Source organism: Pseudomonas sp. NFACC08-1 (genome assembly GCF_900106735.1).
In the GTDB taxonomy this organism is placed as follows: Bacteria; Pseudomonadota; Gammaproteobacteria; order Pseudomonadales; family Pseudomonadaceae; genus Aquipseudomonas; species Aquipseudomonas fluorescens_Q.
Map to the genome: position 1 here is coordinate 186487 of NZ_FNNL01000002.1, position 16902 is coordinate 203388.

Below are 16902 nucleotides of genomic sequence, written 5' to 3' on the forward strand. Positions count from 1 at the left end.
GGTCAGAACTGATAGGTGTAGCCGAGACCCAAGGTGCGCCGCCGAGCCGGTGCACCATAGGCTACAGGGTCACTGTAGAAACCATAGGTGTCGTAGGTCTGGTTCAGCAGGTTGTCGGCGAAGGCATAGACTTCGCCGAAGCGGCTTTCGAGGCCCGCGCGCAGGTCGAGTTTTTCGTAGTTGTCCAGGTTGAAGTGGTTTTGTGGATCGGCTGCGCGTTCGCCCACCAGATGATAATTGAGGCTGGTGTTCAAGATCGTTTCGCCAAGGCTGGTAAAGCTGCCCAAGGGGTGTCGCCAGCCGATGTTGAGATTGCCGCTCCAGCGTGGAACATCCGGGGTACGGTTGCCGGCGGCGACGTCACCGGCCTGGATACCGTGTACGGCGCTGGTGATCCTGGCGTCGAGGTAGGTGGCGCTGGCGGTAACGGCCAGGCCATGGTCGAAGCGCCAAGCGCCTTCCAGTTCAGCGCCCCGGGTGCGGGTATCGGCATTGAACGCACTGGTGGCGAAGGTTGCAGCGTTGTAGCCCAACAGGTGGTCGTCGTGCACGCGGGTGTAGAACAGCGCACCGTTCAGGCTGCCACGGCGATCTTCGGTTTCACTTTTGAAGCCCAGTTCGGCGGCTCGGCTGACGGCGGCCTTGTAGGGCTCGCTGTCGCTGACCTGCGCGGCATAATCATTGAACCCGCCGGATTTATAGCCTCGCGCCAATTGCACGTAGACGTTGGTTTGCGGGGTGAGCGCATAGCTCAGGGCTACGCGGCCAGTGCCGTAGTGGTCAGTCAGCTTGCGTGAATCGTCCACGACGCTGGCGCCAGCGAAGTACTGGCCGTCGTAGGTCTTGCGATCCCATGAGTGGCGATAGCCGGTGGTGAGCTTCAGGCGCTCGGTGAGCGGGAAGGTGACTTCGCCGTAGCCGGCATACGTGGTGGTGGTGAAGTCGCGAAACCTGGCATCGGCGGTGCCATAGGTATTGCGCGGCGTGTCGTAGCTGCGCTCGTTGCGGCTGGCGGCAAGGCCGGCGATCCAGAACGTGTCGGCGTCGGGCAGCGAGCTCAAGTGCAGGTCCTGGCTCCAACTGCGCTCGAAGGATTTGTCCACCGCCCAGTACTCGCTGGGCGTGCCATACAGGGCGCCCATCAGTTTGCTGTCGTAGGCGACCAGGCCTTCGAAATCGGCGGTGGAGGTCGCGGTTGTCGACGTCAGGCGACTGTTGGCGAAGTCATGATCGAGCTTGACGGCGTAGCGCTCGGTGGTCTTGTAATTGTCATCGAACAGACCGGGCGTCAGGTCCAGGCTGGGGTCGCTGCCATAAGGTCGCAGCACCAACGAGTTGGTGGCGCGTTCGGTTTTCTGGCGTTCAGCGCTGAACAGCACATGGGTGTCATCGTTGAGGTCCCAGAGCAGGCTGGCGCGATAAGCCTCGTTGCGTGGCTCGGTGATCGGATCGTGGGTCTGATCGTTGTCGATCCAGCTGTCATAGCCGGCCCGGCGCACTGCCAGGCGGCCGCTGAGGCTATCGCTGATCGGTCCGCCGATGGCACCTTCGCTGAGGAACTGGCCCTCCTGACCCATCTCGCCGCGTATATAACCTTCCGGTTCGCGGGTCGGCTGCCGGGTAGTGATGTTCACTGCGCCCGCCTGGCCAATCGCACCGGACATCGTGCCCTGGGGGCCCTTGAGCACCTCGATGCGATCGATATCCAAGGTGCCGAAACCGAGACTGCGTGACGCGACTGGAACACCGTCGATGTTGAATGCCACCGAGCTGTCATCCATCGACATCTGGTACAGCGAGCCGACACCACGGATCAGCACGTTGAAGTCATTCGGGCCACCGGAAGAGTTGACGTTGACCCCGGACGTATTGCGCAGGGCGCTTTCCAGCGTGTCGAGCCGCTGGGTACGCAGTTGTTCGCCGCTGATCACGCTCAGGCTGATGGGCAGGTTTCGCGGATCTTCCTGCTCCATGCGCGCGGTCACCGTCGAGATGGGTAATTCAAAGGTCTCGTCAGTGGCGGCGAGTACCGGACTGGCCAATGTCAAAGTTAAAATTATTGTTATAGTATTACATTTGTAGCATGATCCAGGGGTAGCCGTCGTGTTGCGTCGTGCAGACATTGTAGGTCCTTGAGCGAGGATTCTGATCGGTGCGCGTTACGTTGGCTGCAACGAATTGGCGCAGAAATGGGGAGTGCGCCAGATGCTAATAATTATCAATTGCATAGATCCACCCCAATGTGATCTGATTCGAGCCGTATCCGGTCAACCAGGAGATTCACGATGCCAGTCGTTCAAGGAGGGGCAGGAGAGCCGATGCCGGTCTCGCGAATAATCACGGGAGAATATGGAAGTGATCTCGGGCCTGGGGCGCACTGTCGGGTCACGCGAATGAACCTGCAGGACGGCCTCGACATCGTGCGTTGGCAAAGCAAGTTCGAGCAGCCGATCGAATTACCTTTGCAGGACGATAGCGAATGTATCCATTTCAGTTTTACCAACCTGCTCAAGGGCAAGGCTGCCTGCAGCTTTCGTGATGGTCGTCGGCAGCGTCGCTACGTGATCGACGAAGGCGCCGGCTGCATCAGCTACGGGCGTCGTCGCCACGGTCTTTATCACCAGCACGGGGAGATCGACAACATCACGGTGATGATCCGTCCCGAGGTGCTGGTACAGTGGGAGTTGAAACTCGATCCGCTGCTGAACAAAGCACTGGCTTGCGATCATTGTTTTCTTGAGGGGCACCGCAGCGGCGAAATGAGCGCGACGGCGCATCTGTTGTGCACGGCGATGGACCAGGGGCCTGATTCACCGAGTAGCCAACCCCGAAGCGGCCTTTGGCTGTACGGTCAAAGCGTCACCCTGGTCAGCCTGTTCCTGGAGGCGCGCCACAATGTCGACTGCACCTGCCGCGTCAGCCACATCGATCGCCAACGCTTGCTTCGCGCACGTGAACGGCTGCTCGCGGATCTTGGCAAGGCACCAAGCCTGTCAGAACTCGCTCGCGAGTCCGGGATGAGCCAACCAAAGCTTACACGCGGGTTTCGCCAATTGTTCTTGAACAGCGTCTACGGCGTCTTCCAGCAAGCGCGGATGATCCAGGCCCGGAGTCGATTGTTGAACGGAGAAGAGTCGGTGATGAGAATCGCGTCGGACCTTGGGTATGCCAACGCGAGCCATTTCGCCACGGCGTTTCGCAAACAGTTCGGGATCAACCCTTCGCTTCTCAAACATGGCGGGAGGAGCAAGTTATCGATTTCGGTAAAGTGAGCGCTGTTCGTTAGGAAGAATGGTCTCTGCGTGGCGTATTAACGAACCTGGAGTCTGTTTTCTCCACGTCGCACTGCAAGCTTTCCAGAAAAAGCCACGCTAGCGCTGTCGAATGGAAAGACCTATTTTTTCTTCCTTGAAGCGGAATTCAAACAAGTCCTGAATCAAGTCTTTTCCTGCTCTAAAAAGAAAATAAACCCCTTAAAATTCAATGAGTCGGACACCAGATGCGAGTCTCGTTTCCCGCTCCAATTATTGTTCTACAGGCTTCTATTGAGGTCTGCATAAACTTAAAAAAGAGGCTTCGGCCTCTTTCTTCGTTCCAGTAAATTCCACTCGAAAACACTAGCAGCCACGTTTTCTTAGTACATTTTTTAGTACATTAATCCGGCGCTTGGTAGATCACTTTTTCGTGGGGCTCGCCTCTCTGGAAACCGTACAAATTTCCTCTATTCAAACGAGACGGAGATTGTACGATGGCTCTCACCAATACGGCAGTCCGGCACGCCAAACCCCGTGCCAAGGACTACACCCTCCCTGACTACAACGGCCTCGCCCTTTTCGTGAATACAAAAGGCGCCAAGTGCTGGCACTTCCGCTTTTCCTGGGCGGATAAGCAACCCCGTATTTCTCTCGGTACCTATCCTGAAATTAGCCTACGAGATGCTCGCGCTCTACGTGATGTAGCGAGGGCACTGGTCGCCAGGGGCATCGATCCGCGTGTCCATCGGCAGCTGGAGCGTAATGCCAGGCGCCTGGCCGCGGAAAACGCCTAAGAAGCGGTTGTTCAGCGTTGAAAGTGGTACGCAAAGTTGAGCATCGAGTTTCTGGTCGTGGGTCTCGATTAGTCCGGTCGGACCCAGAACCTCGCGCTTCCATTGGCCGCCGAGTCGGCTGGCAGCGAGGGTGCTCAGGTTGCGAAGTAGAGGGGGGCGCCTTACCTTCGCTGTTCATGGCCAGTTAAGCCTTTGGGTTAGGTCGGTGATCAGTCATTAGGCAAGTGCAACTGCACTTCCATGGCGTCATGAAAGAGCCGGACGACCTCGATCACGTCGTCGTTTGCCACACGATAGAACACGATATGACGAGGGCTTTTCACCGTTCCATGGGGTTGTTTTGCCTGCTGGCGTGAATAGATGAGGTGATAGCTGCGAAGGCCCGGTGCAAGCTCATCACGGTCGTGGCTGCCAATGCGATAAGGCGTGTCGGCAATCGCTTGCAGCGCCGCGAGGATCAGCGCCTGGTAGCGCTGGCGTGCTTGATCGCCGAATTGCGTCTGGGAGAGCCTGAGGATGTCGACAATGTCGGCGCGCGCCGCGTTGGAAATCCGATACTGCGGCATGCTCAGTGTTTTTCGCTCGCGGGGAGGGTGGCCTCCAGGCTCAACCCCTCGAGGTAGTGCTCCAGATCCCCTTCGTTCAACTGCGTGAAGCGCCCGTGCTCAAGGTCCATGATGCCGATCGAGGTCGCCTGACGCAGGGCCTCAATTTTGGCGGTGTCTTCGGCGACGCGTTGCTCCAATAGCCGCAAACCTTCTCGCATCACTTCGCTGGCATTTTGATAACGGCCGGACTGAACCAGGTCATGGATAACCTGTTCCTGGTGAGGGGTGAGCACAACGTTTCGCGTCGCCATAGTTAGCTCCAGCTTTGGGCAAACATGTTTTTCAATTATTGGCATATTATGCCATTTCCCCTCGGGAGCATAGCTTAGGGTCGTCATCCCGTGAGCTGGATTGTATTAATTCAGCTACATGTCGGAACGCGCCATCTTGATGCTTGCTTCAGGGGTTGAGGTGCCTGGGCAAGATTTGTCTTAGCGATGTTCACATGTTCAGTCACAAGCGTTTGGACGCGGGTAGCGCAGTAGCAGGAAGGCTGAATCGCCGGGCATCCTTGGATGCCCGGCGATCAGGTGATGGCTGACTCGGGGCCAATCAGCAAGGGGTCAAAGTGATCCACCCATTAATGATGCGGCCGTGGCGGCAGTTTTTCCTTATAGAGGGCTGCGCATCTGCTGTGGGCGAAGACTATGCCGAGCGGTTCCAGCGACTCCTGCGCCAGCATCAGTCCATCCATGTGGCTTGACTGAGGGAACTGACAACATCCCAATTGTGCCAGTTGACCACGAAGATTCTCGATGCAATAATTGAGCATCCACTCACTCAATATGAGATTCAGGCTATGGCTCGTCCTTTGAGCGAAGCGAAGCGTGAGGCCCTGCTCGTGGCTGCTTCAGACCTCATCGCCCAGCTCGGCACTGGCGCCTCTACAGCGAAAATCGCCAAGGTAGCCGGCGTATCTGAAGGGACGTTGTTCACGTACTTTCCGTCGAAGGACGATCTTCTGAATGAGCTGTTTATTGAGATAGAGGGTGGGCTCGCCGAGTCGATGCTGGCGCCATACCCGGTGGATGCGTCAGCACGCGACCGACTGTTCATGGTCTGGAGTCGACTGATCGAGTGGGGGCTGAATCATTCCACTGCGCGTAAGGCGCTACGCCAATTGAAGGTTTCGGATCGCGTGACTACAGAGAGTCGCAAGCGCTGTCACGCCATGTTCTGCGAAGCTCGTGCCATGGTGGAACAGTGTCTTGCAGGGCATTCTGACCCTGGACGAATCGCTTTTTATATCGACACGATCCTGTTCGATTTGGCAGATATCACTATGAACGCCATTGCCGCAAAGCCAAAGGAGCGTGAAGCGATTCGGCAGGCGGGATTCGACCTGTTCTGGAAAGGCTCCGCGGCCTGATTTTTTTGCCTGTTAAATGAGTGTGTAATTACTCAAATTAGGAGTTTGTATGTCAGTCCACAGAGGCTTTACCGAGGCAGATGTTCCTGACCAATCAGGGAAGTGCTTCATCGTCACAGGCGCCAATGCGGGCGTGGGGTTTGAGTTGTCCCGAGTCCTGGCTGCGCGGGGGGCGCGCGTGCTCTTGGGTTGCCGCGAAAAGGGGCGGGCGGAGGAGGCCATTGCCCGCATTAAACAGATCACGCCCAGCGCCAATCTCGCATGGTTGCCATTGGATCTGGGTGACATCGCGAATCTACGGGCGGCCGCCGCAAAAGCGTCGCAGGAGCCTCGCATTGATGCGCTCATCAACAACGCCGGCATCATGTACCCGCCCCTGACGCGCACCAAGCAGGGGTTCGAATCGCAGTTCGGGGTCAACCATCTGGGCGTGTTCGTGCTGACCTCGCTGCTGCTGCCCAAGTTGGCCGAGACGCAGGGCTCGCGCATCGTGGTGACTTCCAGCATTGCGCATTTGAAAGCAAAGATCGATTGGGACGATCTCAATGCCGAGCGCAGCTACTCCAAGGTGGCCCGTTATGGCGCCAGCAAGCTCGCGAATGCGCTGTTCTTCTTCGAGCTGGATCGCCGCCTGCGTGCGAACCGCTCGCCCGTCACGACCATTGGTGTCCACCCCGGTGTGGCAAACACCAGCCTGGGACGACACATGGGCCCGGCTCAGTGGGCCGGGCCGATCGTCGGCCTGATTCTCAACAGTGCAGACAAGGGAGCATGGCCGGCGCTGCTGGCTGCGACCGGTACCGTGAAGCCAGGAGGTTATTACGGTCCGACCGGATTCGGAGGGATCAGAGGTGTCGCAGGAGAGGCCAAACGCGCACCGCAGGCCGAAGATCCGGTGCTTGCCAGACGGCTTTGGGATGTCTCTGTCGCGATGACAGGGGTCGATCCCGGCTTGCCTGCCGTTTGACAGTACGGTCCGTTTCCATTCCCCTCAGCCGAGGCATTGCATCGGGCAATTAACCAGGTGATTTGGTATGACTGAAAAATTTGGAGCCACATCCACCACCGACGATGTTCTCGCAGGACTGGACCTGAAAGGCAAACGGGTTCTTGTCACGGGGACCTCGTCTGGGCTGGGCCTCGAGACCGCCCGAGCCCTCGTTGCTCACGGGGCTCATGTGGTGGGTACGGTGCGCGATCTAGACAAAGCATATGCAGCAACCGGAGCAATCCGCGCGGCCGCAGCCACGGGCGACGATTTCGACCTGATCGAGCTCGAACTAGGATCACTCGCCAGCGTCAGGGCTTGCACCGATAAGTTGTTGTTACAGGCCGAGCCGTTCGATGTCGTCATTGCAAATGCAGGTGTCATGGCAACCCACTACGGACATACGGCTGATGGCTTCGAGACCCAAATTGGAACCAATCATCTGGGTCACTTTGTCCTGGTCAACCGACTCGCTCCGCTTTTGCACGCGGGTTCGCGCGTCGTCGTGCTGTCATCCAACGCGCATCGAATGAGCGACGTTGATCTCGAAGACCTGAACTACGAGCGGCGAACTTATGACGGGCCGACTGCCTATGGTCAGTCAAAGACCGCAAATGCGCTTTTTGCTGTCGAGTTCGACCGCCGCCACAAGGATCGGGGCATCCGCGCTGTCGCGGTCCATCCAGGCGTGATCAACACTGGTCTGACCCGCAACGTTGATATCGAGATGCTGAAAGGCTGGATGGCAGGCATCAACAAAACACGTGCCCAGCAGGGCCTATTGCCGTTCGAACCGAAAACGGTTCCCCAAGGTGCGGCGACTTCGGTCTGGGCGGCTTTCAAGGCCTCCAGCGATGAGATCGGCGGCAGGTACTGCGAGGATTGCCATGTCTCGGTCGAGTTCAAGGCGCCGCAGGATGATGGCTTGTCGGAAGGCTATCTCGCCTACGCCCTCGACCCATTGCGCGCAGCTGCGCTCTGGCACCAGAGCGAGTTGCTCGTCGGCGAACGCTACTGAAGCGGCAGTGCTTGATCCCCTTCGCAATGACGCTCGCCCCGTGCGTGACGCCCATTGAGCATTTTTTTGAGGAATCAATCTTGTCCCCTTCATTTGGATCACAGTCCACCACCGATGAGGTTCTGGCCGGCGTGGATCTGTCTGGCAAACGCGTCCTGGTCACCGGCGTATCGTCGGGGCCGGGCGTTGAGACCGCTAGGGCCTTGGCGGCTCGGGGCGCTCACGTAGTGGGCGCCGCCAGGGATCCCCGTAGCCGAGAAATGAGAGCATTTGTATCACCTTGACGTAAAGTACAATTGTTTTTATGGGGGGCTGCGCTTAAGGCGCATCAAGGTTCCCGTAGGAATCAGGTCTGGATGCCCGCGAGTCATTGCCATGCGTTCATGGCATCAACTCATGTGCAGGCCGCCGTTCAGGGAGAAGTCGGCGCCATTGGCGTATCCAGACTCTTCGGACGCGAGCCAGGCACACATGGAGGCAATGGTGTTCGTGACGCAACCCTTCGCCGCTTCGATTCTTGCGCTGACCCTATTGGTGCTCTGGTGATTCCACCGCTGCTTCACGCACGTGGCATCAAGTTGCATGAAGATGATTAACGCTTTTCGGTGAAAAGCATTGGGCTCGATGTCAATCAGGAGTGAGTGGGTGCGATACGACATTACCAGCCTGGACCTGTTCATTTCAGTGGCAGAGGAGCGCAACCTGACCCGAGCGGCTCGAATCAAGCATCTGGCAGTGTCAGCCGTCAGTAAGCGCATTACCGAGCTTGAAGCACAGGTCGGCTCAGCGCTGCTGATCCGCAATGCCCGAGGCGTCGATCTCACGCCCGCCGGCCAATCGTTACTGTTTTACGCCCGTCAGGTGAAGCAGACTTCAAGTGTTCGACGACTATTTCCTGAGGCCCAATGTTTTGGTGGATGTATCAACCCGAGATATTTCCGTCGAGCTGTTTGGTCATCGCTACAGCGCGCCGGTAGGCATCGCGCCTAGGGGGATTGCCGCGCTGACTGGTTATCGGGGCGATCTGTCTCTGGCGCAGGCGGCAGCGGCGGCCAATGTGCCGTTCGTGATGAGTAGCTCCTCGCTGATACGCTTGGAAGAGGTGGTCGATGTCGCCCCCAATATCTGGTTTCAGGCCTACCTGCCCGGCGATACAGCACAAATTGCGCCGCTGATCGAGCGTGTGCGCAAGGCCGGTGTCGAGACCTTGGTCATTACGGTCGACACGCCAGTGAAGGCGAATAGGGAAAATAATGTGCGAGCAGGGTTCTCCACTCCTCTTCGGCCAAGCGTTGCGCTGGCTTACCAAGGGGTGACGCACCCGCGCTGGTTGTTTGGAACCTTCCTGCGCACGCTCGTGAAGCATGGAATGCCTCACTTCGAGAATAACTACGCGACACGCGGAGCGCCGGTCTTGTCTGCAAGCGTTGTGCGTGACTTCACTGACCGCGGCCACTTGAACTGGGAGCACGTACGCCAGATCCGCAAGCAGTGGTCCGGCGCTAGCCTCATCGAACTAACGAATTAAAGTTCACCTAAATCGCCATCTGCCTTCCAGTGGCTTCTAACTTCTAACAACGGTTTCAGGAAGGTATAAAGTAAAATGGCTGCAAGCGCGGCGGCCACTATCAACGTAAGCCACATAATGACCAACAGAGAGAGTGTGACACTGTTATTTAACTCACGAAAAATGCCGAAGGCAAAAGCCGTGTACCAAGACACACCCGAAACTGCACCGGAGGCGAGAAACAAGGCTGCTTTTTTGCGGGACACGCCAAAGAGCAGGGGGCGACTCATGTCGCGTAGTACTTCTGGCAACACAAACGCGTGAATGATGATTCCATTTAGGGTCAGGACGCTCACCACAATGACCTTCGCCCAGAGTTTAGGATTTTCAAACTTTCCCGGTGACTCTATCGCGTAAAGGGCAAGGAAACCAAGGCCTGAGAGCCACAGGAGGCATAGTCCAAGAGTGACCGCGTCGCTGATGAAGTGAAAAGTGCGTCCGATTTCAACGGGGAGGCTGCCCCTGCGCATCCAACGCAAAATCCAGAGGTCGAGCATCGTCGCCCCGCCGAGACCGAAGCACATGCCGAGCAGATGTATGCCTATAAGAACCGTCAGAACCTTTATCTGCGGGAATGGCTCAGGCAATGGAACGCTAAACGCAAGTGTGTCCGCGAATAAGTGACCACTGCTGGAGAACGCAAGTAGGCCGCCGACAATCATGAGAGACGTTCGTATGTTCATTTATTACGACCTTAGGCCCGCGTTCTTGTTTGAACGCGTGCGCAGTTTGTTTGCTGGAGAATAAGGTCCTTTAATTCTCAACGTTAGGGGTATAAGTGATTGCCGCGATAAGTCTTTCAAACGTGCTTCGGCAAAGCTCTAGTAAGGCTGGCTGCTATCTGCTTCGCTGAGGATAAGTTTGAAACCCGCCTCGGGTTCAATGAGGCTAGCGACGATAGCGTCACATCAGCAGGTAGCACGGGCGTAGACCCTTAGGAAGGAACCGGTGCTTGAGCATTGATCAAGCTTTGGCTCTTCAGCTCTTCCCAAAAGGCTGCTGGGATACCGACCTTCATCGCCTGCACATTGGAAACTATCTGTCCCGGCGAGCGGGCACCTGGAATGATCGCAGACACTTGCGGATGTGCTGCCGCGAACTGCAGGGCGGCAGTATGAATGTCGATGCCATGTCGGCTGGCAACCGCCATGATTCGCGCGCGCTTTTCCACCGCTCCGGCAGGTAGGTCCGGGCTGAAGTTATAGCGGCTGCGCCCTCCCAGAAATCCATCGTTCAGTGGTGTTCCAACCACGGCGCTGGTTCCCTTCCTGCTCAACGCCGGAAAGGTGTTGCGCAACGCCTCGCCGTGGTCAAGGAGGGAATACTGGCAGGCAAGCAACACGATGTCGGGAGTCGGGTCATAACCGGCTACTGCCTGAACCACGGCATTCGGCGTATTGACTCCGAAGCCCCATGCCTTGATGAGCCCCTCATCGCGCATTTTTTCCAGCTCAACCATCGCCCCTGTGCGCGCAATTCGATACGCCGTTTCCCAACCGCCTTCCAGTTCGGTGTTATCTGGCGAGATGTCATGGATAAAGACGATATCGATACGCGGCAGCCCCAGCCGCTGCAGGCTGTCTTCCACGGAACGACGCGCGCCTGCCGCGGTGTAGTCATATCGGTAGTTGAAGGGCGCCGGCGACTTCCAGATAGCATGGTCCGCGCGCTGGCCACCAGCGGCCGTCAATATGCGGCCGACCTTGGTGGACACCACATAGTCGTCTGGATTCTTGCCGCGCAGGAAGCGGCCTAGACGATATTCACTCAAGCCAAACCCGTAGAACGGCGAGGTGTCGTAAAGCCTTACACCTGCCTCCCAAGCTGCCTGCAGAACCGAACCCGCCTGCTCGTCGCTGATCGGCGCAAAGATATTGCCGATCTGCGTCCCGCCCATGCCAAAGCGTTGAGGCGTCATGTACCTCATTGTATGCGAGGGTAAATTGACGGGCAGGTCTGCGCGCACGATCCGTCCTTCGGTACGCATCACGCTTCCAGGCTCCTTCAGCGAAGAGGGCACCGGGGCCGTAGCCAGCGAACTTGCGATGCTCGATGCGGGCAGCAAAGCGGCTGCAACAGTACCCACTGCCGAATAGGTAAGAAAATCTCGTCTGTCCATCCAACTTTCCTTTCGCGACCAAGGTTTCACGGGATCATCGAAGCCGGTACGCGTAAAAGTTAGAACAACGAGGGTTGGCCGGGTGACCCTAATGCGCCATATCTTTTGCACAATCCTGCCGAACGCTTGTGCTGGTCACGCATTCTCAGCAGACTCGAACCTTCCGTAGATTGGGGGGCATGTGATGACGAGCGGTTCCTTCTCGCAGTTCGGTTTCAGCCGTGTGCATTCCCTGACCTTGCGCGATCCCGTGCAGTTCACCGAACGCTTCCAGGCGCTCCAACGGCTTATCGAAAAAGTCACCCTGCAGATTGGCTTGAGCGAGGTTTGCGAAACGTCGATTCCAGGCTTGAGCTTTTATCGAATAGCCGAGCTAGGTACGCCCACGTACTGCATTTATGAGCCTTGCGTGGCCATCATTCTGCAGGGGGCGAAGGAGATCTCGTTCGGCGAGGAAGCCTGTGATTTCGGGCAAGGGGCGTTTTTCGTCACATCGGTCGATATTCCCACACTGGCTCGCGTTACCGCGGCTAACGAGCAAACGCCCTATTTATCCGTTGTGTTGAAGCTCGATTTTTCCCTGCTCAATGAAGTGATCCTGACCCTCGAACCGCCAAAGCAGGAAATGGCTACTGAGGCGCGGGGCTTCGTATCCGGGGTGGCGACGAGCGAGATGCTCGATGCGTTCGCTCGACTCGCCACGCTGATCGAACGGCCGCTTGAAGCAGGCTTGATGTCGGGCCTTATCAAGCGGGAGATATACGGCAGGCTGCTGCTCAGTGAAGCGGGGGATTTGTTGCGTAGCGTCACTCGCGATGGTTACCGGGATAAGGGCATCGTGAGAGCCGTTGAATGGCTAAAATATCACTACGATAAACCGTTGCAGGTGGCCGACCTCGCCGAACGATCAGGCATGGCCAGCTCCACGCTGCATCACCGCTTTCGCAAGCTGACAGGCACAAGCCCCATTCAGTATCAAAAATCGCTACGGCTGCAAGCCGCGCGTAGCCTGATGTTGACCGAGCGGATAGACGTGAGCACCGCCGCGTTGCGAGTAGGTTATGAAAGCGTCGCCCAATTCAGCCGCGAATATGCCCGGCGCTTTGGAGCGCCTCCCTCGAGAGACATCAAGCGCGCACGGGAAAAATGAAAGGAACCCGGAGGTGACTGCCCCCGGGCCTTTCGTCTTACAGCTTAATCGGATACTGAGTGATGAACCTGACGTCGTCGACGTCGCCACTGAACGAGTTGCGATAGGTCGCCTGGCGCAGGCGGAATGACAGGTTTTTCAACGGTCCGTTCTGGATCATGAAATCCGCTAAGTTGCCATGAACGGCGCGAACTGGCACGTTCGGGCATGTCGCGTCACAGCGCCTGAGCAAAGCATCTAGAGCACCCCATTAAGCATCATCGGTCCTCGGCCTCTGCGCCGAGGCTGTTCAAAAAGATCAGCAACCAACTCTCAGGCTGTATCGGAGATTTCGTACCGCTTAAGCATCGCGCGCTCCTGCTTTCTATGGGTACGAACTCTACCGAATACGGCGGGCAAGTGCTGCGACAGCGCCTTAAGGTGGTTAGCTGCAATATCCAATGCAAGTTCGCCACAGTTCGGAGTCCCAGGCGAGAAAGCATGTTGGCAATAGCTTGCGGTGGGATGAGAGTTAGCGGTTTAAGAGAGTAATCCTACGCGCAACTAAGTTACGCGTAGGATCTTCGTATTTCAGTACGCGGCCACCAGACCATCCTTCCGTGGATCAGTGCCACCCACATAACCATGAGTGGTGCGCTGGATAATCTGCGCGCCGCCAAAGGCGAATACGCCGTTAGCTTCTTCGACATCTATGTCGTGGCCTTTGGCACGTAAGGCTTCGACCACCTGTGGGTCGAATGCACGTTCCACTACGACTTTCAGGCCAGATTCGAGCCTCCAGCGCGGTGCGTCTGCGGCGGCTTGCGGGTTCTGTTTGTAGCGCAGGATGCGCATCATCATCTGCAAGTGACCCTGTGCCTGCATCGGGCCGCCCATCAGGCCGAAGGACATCAACGGCGTGCCGTCGGCGTTCATCACAAAGCCGGGGATGATGGTGTGGAACGGACGTTTGCGCGGTGTAACGTAGTTGACGTGCTGCGGATCCAAGGAGAAGGCCGCGCCACGGTTTTGCAGGCTGATACCGGTGCCAGGCACCACGACACCTGAGCCGAAGCCCATGTAATTGGACTGGATGAACGAGATCATCATGCCGCTTTCATCGGCCGCCGACAGGTAAACGGTGCCGCCCGGTTTAGGCGAGCCATGCCCCGGATTGGCGGCCTTGTCGGTGACGAGACCGGCGCGCTCCATCAGGTAGGTTTTGTCCAGCAGATGCTCGGAAGGCACGCGCATGTGGTCGTTATCCGCCACGTGTTCGTTCAGGTCGGCAAGGGCCAGCTTCATGGCTTCCAACACTGGGTGCACGGTTTCCAGGCTGTCCACTGGATGCTCGCCGACGCCCAATGCTTCGAGCATAGTCAGGCCGGACAGGGTAGCGATGCCCTGGCCATTAGGTGGCAATTCATGAACCACGGCGCCGGCGTAGGGCACCGATAGGGTGTCGATCCAGTCCACAGTGTGGGTCGCCAGATCGTCGAGGCTCATGACGCTGCCATTGGCGTTGGCATGGGCGATGATGGCTTGGGCCAGTTCGCCGCGATAGAACGCTTCGCCTTTGGTTTGGGCGATCAGTTCCAGGGTGCGGGCGTGATCCTTGAGCCGGATTTTCTCCCCGGCCTGTGGTGCTTGGCCGTCGGGCAGGAAGCACTCGGCAAAACCCGGCTGATCCTTGAGCAGTTCAGCGCCGAGCTTCCACAGCCGGGCTATGACCGGGGTGACTTGGTAGCCATCCCGAGCATAGCCGATGGCCGGTTCAGCCAGGGTGGCGAAAGGCAGTTTTCCGTAACGCTCGGACAGCTCGACCCAGGCCGAAACCGCGCCTGGCACCGTCACCGCTGGCCAGCCGCGCTGGGGCATTTTGCTCTGCCCGGCGAAAAACTCAGGGGTCCAGGCTTGCGGTGCGCGACCGGAAGCATTCAGGCCCTGCAACTTGCTGCCGTCCCAGACGATAGCGAAAGCGTCGCTGCCGATCCCGCAACCGGTGGGCTCGACCACGGTCAGGACCATGGCGGCTGCGATGGCCGCGTCGACGGCGTTGCCGCCCTTGCGCAGCATGTCCAGCCCGGCCTGGGCGGCCAATGGCTGGGAGCAGGCGACCATGTTACTGCCCATCACTGGCGAGCGTGCCGAAGCGTAGGGTTGGCTGTAATCCAGATCATCAAACATTAGCGTTTCTCTTTGGCAGAAAAGTTAGCCCTTGGGGTCCAGCGCATCACGTAAACCATCCCCCAGCAGGTTGAAACACAGGACCGTGATGTAGATCGCCACGCCAGGCGCAATCGACATCCAGGGTGCCTGCTCCATAAAATTTTTCGCGGTGTTGAGCATCGATCCCCAGGAAGGTGAGGGCGGTTGCTGGCCCAGACCGAGGAACGACAGACTGGCTTCAGCCAGAATCGCCGAGGCGATGGTCAACGTGGCTTGCACAACCAATGGCGACATCACGTTGGGCAGCACGTAGCGCAGGATGATCCAGCGATCCTGCAAGCCAATGGCACGAGCACCTTCCAGGTAATCTTCGTGTTTGATGGTCAGCACCTGACCACGGGTCAGTCGGGCAAAGATCGGCATGGCTGACAGGCCGATAGCGATCATTGCGTTGGTCAGGCTCGGGCCGAGGAAGGCGCCCAGCGCAATCGCCAATACCAGAAACGGGCAGGACAACAGCGCTTCCATGACACGGGATATCACCGCGTCGAGTTTGCCGCCGAAATAACCGCCCAACAGGCCCAAAGGCACGCCGATGGCCATGGCGATGAACACCGAAACACCACCGGCCAGCAACGAACTGCGTGCGCCCCAGAGCAGACGGGAAAACAGATCGCGACCCAGTTCGTCAGTGCCCATCCAGTAGATCAGCGATGGTGCCTTGCGGACCGCGAGAAAGTTGGCTTTCAGCGGGTCATGGGGCGCAATCCAGGGCGCCAGCAAGGCCGCCAGGATAAACAGCAGCAACACCGCCGCGCCGAGTACCGCGCCTTTGTTGGCGAGGAATTTCTTCACGAACGGCGAGCGGCTGCGGGGTGCGATCACGCTAAGAGGGAGGCTGGAAATAGCGGTCATGAAGCAGTCCTCAGACGCGGATTAATCATCCGGTACAGCACGTCGGCGAGCAGGTTCAGCAGCAGGAAGCCAATTGCGATGCACAGCACCACGCCTTGCACCACGGCGTAATCACGATTGAACACGGCGTCGACAATCATCTTGCCGAAGCCAGGTATGCTGAAGACTTGCTCGGTCAGCACCGCGCCGCCGAGCAGTTCACCAAACAGCAGGGTTGTCAGGGTCACAATAGGCATCAATGCATTGCGCAGGGCATGCTTGAGGATCACCGTGCGCGGGCGCAGGCCCTTGGCCCGGGCGGTGCGCACGTAGTCGGTGCGCAACACTTCAAGCATGGCGCTGCGGGTATGGCGCATGAGAATCCCCGACAACCCTGCACCGAGCACGAAGGCCGGCAGGATCAAGGTCTTCAGGTTTTGCCCGAAGTCCTCGCCCATGGGCACGAAACCCGAGGCCGGCAGCCATTGCAGTTTCACGGCGAAGACCATGATCAGCAGGATCCCCAGCCAGAAGTGCGGAATCGAGATCCCCGACAGCGCGATGACATTGGCTCCGTAATCCACGACGGTGCCTTTGCGTACGGCCGAGATAATTCCAGTGGGAATGCCGATCAGCAGTGCGATCAACAAGGACAGCACCGCCAGCTCCACGGTCACCGGCAACTTGGACGCCAACAGCGTGGTCACCGGTTGTTCGGTGCGCAGCGAAGTGCCGAAGTCGCCGGTCAGCACATTGCCGACCCAGCTCAGGTACTGCACGGGGATCGGGTCGTTGAGTCGATATTTGTCGCGCAGGTATTCCATCACCGCCGGATCGCGCTCTTCACCAGCCATGGCCAGCACCGGGTCACCCGGCAACAGTTTCTGCAGGGTGAAGACGAAGAGCGAAACCAGGATCAGTGTCGGGATCGCACTAAGCAGGCGTCGCAGGATAAACATCAGCATACCGGCCCCTCGTTTTTGCGGCGATCAT

Annotated in this window: 19 protein-coding genes; 9 read left to right on the forward strand and 10 right to left on the reverse strand. The window is 58.1% G+C overall.

What is annotated here, in order from left to right:
- Positions 1 to 2: 2 nt before the first annotated feature.
- On the reverse strand, positions 3 to 2048 hold the full coding sequence (locus tag BLU76_RS04590; protein WP_256572635.1) for a TonB-dependent receptor: 2046 nt from the start codon (positions 2046 to 2048) through the stop codon (positions 3 to 5).
- A gap of 345 nt (positions 2049 to 2393) precedes the next feature.
- Between BLU76_RS04590 and BLU76_RS04595 the strand changes: the two genes are divergently transcribed.
- Both BLU76_RS04595 and BLU76_RS04600 read left to right on the forward strand, forming a co-directional pair.
- Positions 2394 to 3272, forward strand: coding sequence for a helix-turn-helix transcriptional regulator (locus BLU76_RS04595; RefSeq protein WP_256572636.1), 879 nt, complete (start codon positions 2394 to 2396; stop codon positions 3270 to 3272).
- A 476-nt stretch (positions 3273 to 3748) separates the two neighbouring features.
- A complete protein-coding gene (locus BLU76_RS04600; protein WP_092221613.1) occupies positions 3749 to 4048 on the forward strand; it encodes an Arm DNA-binding domain-containing protein in 300 nt (99 codons plus the stop codon).
- A 209-nt stretch (positions 4049 to 4257) separates the two neighbouring features.
- Here the strand turns inward: BLU76_RS04600 and BLU76_RS04605 are convergent, their stop codons facing one another.
- The gene (locus tag BLU76_RS04605; RefSeq protein ID WP_092221615.1) at positions 4258 to 4614 is read right to left on the reverse strand and encodes a type II toxin-antitoxin system RelE/ParE family toxin; all 357 of its coding nucleotides are present in this window, start codon (positions 4612 to 4614) and stop codon (positions 4258 to 4260) included.
- 2 nt (positions 4615 to 4616) lie between these two features.
- Positions 4617 to 4907, reverse strand: a complete 291-nt coding sequence (locus BLU76_RS04610; RefSeq protein ID WP_092221617.1) for a type II toxin-antitoxin system ParD family antitoxin — start codon at positions 4905 to 4907, stop codon at positions 4617 to 4619.
- 485 nt (positions 4908 to 5392) lie between these two features.
- Between BLU76_RS04610 and BLU76_RS04615 the strand changes: the two genes are divergently transcribed.
- The 3 genes from BLU76_RS04615 to BLU76_RS04625 all read left to right on the forward strand — a co-directional run bounded on the left by BLU76_RS04615 (position 5393) and on the right by BLU76_RS04625 (position 8031).
- Positions 5393 to 6025 carry a TetR/AcrR family transcriptional regulator gene (locus tag BLU76_RS04615; RefSeq protein WP_256572637.1) on the forward strand — a complete coding sequence of 211 codons (633 nt, stop codon included), beginning with the start codon at positions 5393 to 5395 and terminating at the stop codon, positions 6023 to 6025.
- Between the two features lie 49 nt (positions 6026 to 6074).
- The gene (locus BLU76_RS04620; protein WP_092221621.1) at positions 6075 to 6992 is read left to right on the forward strand and encodes an oxidoreductase; all 918 of its coding nucleotides are present in this window, start codon (positions 6075 to 6077) and stop codon (positions 6990 to 6992) included.
- Positions 6993 to 7059: 67 nt separating this feature from the next.
- Positions 7060 to 8031: an SDR family NAD(P)-dependent oxidoreductase gene (locus BLU76_RS04625; protein WP_092221623.1), complete on the forward strand. Its 972-nt coding sequence runs from the start codon at positions 7060 to 7062 to the stop codon at positions 8029 to 8031.
- Between the two features lie 98 nt (positions 8032 to 8129).
- Here BLU76_RS04625 and BLU76_RS31790 read toward each other — a convergent pair whose 3' ends face one another.
- Complete coding sequence (locus tag BLU76_RS31790) at positions 8130 to 8255, reverse strand: hypothetical protein (RefSeq protein WP_256572638.1); 126 nt, start codon at positions 8253 to 8255, stop codon at positions 8130 to 8132.
- Positions 8256 to 8406: 151 nt separating this feature from the next.
- On the opposite strand from BLU76_RS31790, the gene BLU76_RS32155 reads away from it, so the two are divergent.
- The 3 genes from BLU76_RS32155 to BLU76_RS04645 all read left to right on the forward strand — a co-directional run bounded on the left by BLU76_RS32155 (position 8407) and on the right by BLU76_RS04645 (position 9559).
- Positions 8407 to 8577, forward strand: coding sequence for a hypothetical protein (locus BLU76_RS32155; RefSeq protein ID WP_218190192.1), 171 nt, complete (start codon positions 8407 to 8409; stop codon positions 8575 to 8577).
- A 78-nt stretch (positions 8578 to 8655) separates the two neighbouring features.
- Positions 8656 to 9021, forward strand: a complete 366-nt coding sequence (locus BLU76_RS04640; protein ID WP_256572639.1) for a helix-turn-helix domain-containing protein — start codon at positions 8656 to 8658, stop codon at positions 9019 to 9021.
- Entirely contained in the window at positions 8909 to 9559 is a 651-nt protein-coding gene (locus tag BLU76_RS04645) for an alpha-hydroxy acid oxidase (RefSeq protein ID WP_092221629.1), read from the forward strand. Before BLU76_RS04640 ends, BLU76_RS04645 begins: the two co-directional genes overlap by 113 nt.
- Here BLU76_RS04645 and BLU76_RS04650 read toward each other — a convergent pair.
- Complete coding sequence (locus tag BLU76_RS04650) at positions 9556 to 10281, reverse strand: hypothetical protein (protein WP_170867273.1); 726 nt, start codon at positions 10279 to 10281, stop codon at positions 9556 to 9558. The genes BLU76_RS04645 and BLU76_RS04650 overlap by 4 nt on opposite strands.
- A 251-nt stretch (positions 10282 to 10532) precedes the next feature.
- The gene (locus BLU76_RS04655; RefSeq protein ID WP_092221631.1) at positions 10533 to 11717 is read right to left on the reverse strand and encodes an aldo/keto reductase; all 1185 of its coding nucleotides are present in this window, start codon (positions 11715 to 11717) and stop codon (positions 10533 to 10535) included.
- A gap of 184 nt (positions 11718 to 11901) precedes the next feature.
- Between BLU76_RS04655 and BLU76_RS04660 the strand changes: the two genes are divergently transcribed.
- Positions 11902 to 12867, forward strand: a complete 966-nt coding sequence (locus tag BLU76_RS04660) for an AraC family transcriptional regulator (protein ID WP_170867274.1) — start codon at positions 11902 to 11904, stop codon at positions 12865 to 12867.
- A gap of 37 nt (positions 12868 to 12904) precedes the next feature.
- Here BLU76_RS04660 and BLU76_RS04665 read toward each other — a convergent pair whose 3' ends face one another.
- The 4 genes from BLU76_RS04665 to BLU76_RS04680 all read right to left on the reverse strand — a co-directional run bounded on the left by BLU76_RS04665 (position 12905) and on the right by BLU76_RS04680 (position 16874).
- Entirely contained in the window at positions 12905 to 13027 is a 123-nt protein-coding gene (locus tag BLU76_RS04665; protein WP_092221633.1) for an OprD family outer membrane porin, read from the reverse strand.
- A gap of 410 nt (positions 13028 to 13437) precedes the next feature.
- Positions 13438 to 15033: a gamma-glutamyltransferase family protein gene (locus BLU76_RS04670; protein ID WP_092221635.1), complete on the reverse strand. Its 1596-nt coding sequence runs from the start codon at positions 15031 to 15033 to the stop codon at positions 13438 to 13440.
- A 24-nt stretch (positions 15034 to 15057) separates the two neighbouring features.
- On the reverse strand, positions 15058 to 15930 hold the full coding sequence (locus BLU76_RS04675) for an ABC transporter permease (protein WP_092221637.1): 873 nt from the start codon (positions 15928 to 15930) through the stop codon (positions 15058 to 15060).
- Positions 15927 to 16874, reverse strand: a complete 948-nt coding sequence (locus BLU76_RS04680) for an ABC transporter permease (protein ID WP_092221639.1) — start codon at positions 16872 to 16874, stop codon at positions 15927 to 15929. The genes BLU76_RS04675 and BLU76_RS04680 overlap by 4 nt, the downstream gene beginning before the upstream one ends.
- Positions 16875 to 16902: the final 28 nt, after the last annotated feature.

Excerpts from the sequence above, each read along its gene's own strand:
- BLU76_RS04595 (WP_256572636.1), top strand. The coding sequence starts at position 2,394 with ATGAACCTGCAGGACGGCCTCGACATCGTGCGTTGGCAAAGCAAGTTC.
- BLU76_RS04600 (WP_092221613.1), top strand. The coding sequence starts at position 3,749 with ATGGCTCTCACCAATACGGCAGTCCGGCACGCCAAACCCCGTGCCAAG.
- BLU76_RS04605 (WP_092221615.1), bottom strand. The coding sequence starts at position 4,614 with ATGCCGCAGTATCGGATTTCCAACGCGGCGCGCGCCGACATTGTCGAC.
- BLU76_RS04610 (WP_092221617.1), bottom strand. The coding sequence starts at position 4,907 with ATGGCGACGCGAAACGTTGTGCTCACCCCTCACCAGGAACAGGTTATC.
- BLU76_RS04620 (WP_092221621.1), top strand. The coding sequence starts at position 6,075 with ATGTCAGTCCACAGAGGCTTTACCGAGGCAGATGTTCCTGACCAATCA.
- BLU76_RS04625 (WP_092221623.1), top strand. The coding sequence starts at position 7,060 with ATGACTGAAAAATTTGGAGCCACATCCACCACCGACGATGTTCTCGCA.
- BLU76_RS32155 (WP_218190192.1), top strand. The coding sequence starts at position 8,407 with ATGCGTTCATGGCATCAACTCATGTGCAGGCCGCCGTTCAGGGAGAAG.
- BLU76_RS04640 (WP_256572639.1), top strand. The coding sequence starts at position 8,656 with ATGTCAATCAGGAGTGAGTGGGTGCGATACGACATTACCAGCCTGGAC.
- BLU76_RS04650 (WP_170867273.1), bottom strand. The coding sequence starts at position 10,281 with ATGAACATACGAACGTCTCTCATGATTGTCGGCGGCCTACTTGCGTTC.
- BLU76_RS04655 (WP_092221631.1), bottom strand. The coding sequence starts at position 11,717 with ATGGACAGACGAGATTTTCTTACCTATTCGGCAGTGGGTACTGTTGCA.
- BLU76_RS04660 (WP_170867274.1), top strand. The coding sequence starts at position 11,902 with ATGACGAGCGGTTCCTTCTCGCAGTTCGGTTTCAGCCGTGTGCATTCC.
- BLU76_RS04665 (WP_092221633.1), bottom strand. The coding sequence starts at position 13,027 with ATGATCCAGAACGGACCGTTGAAAAACCTGTCATTCCGCCTGCGCCAG.
- BLU76_RS04670 (WP_092221635.1), bottom strand. The coding sequence starts at position 15,033 with ATGTTTGATGATCTGGATTACAGCCAACCCTACGCTTCGGCACGCTCG.
- BLU76_RS04675 (WP_092221637.1), bottom strand. The coding sequence starts at position 15,930 with ATGACCGCTATTTCCAGCCTCCCTCTTAGCGTGATCGCACCCCGCAGC.
- BLU76_RS04680 (WP_092221639.1), bottom strand. The coding sequence starts at position 16,874 with ATGCTGATGTTTATCCTGCGACGCCTGCTTAGTGCGATCCCGACACTG.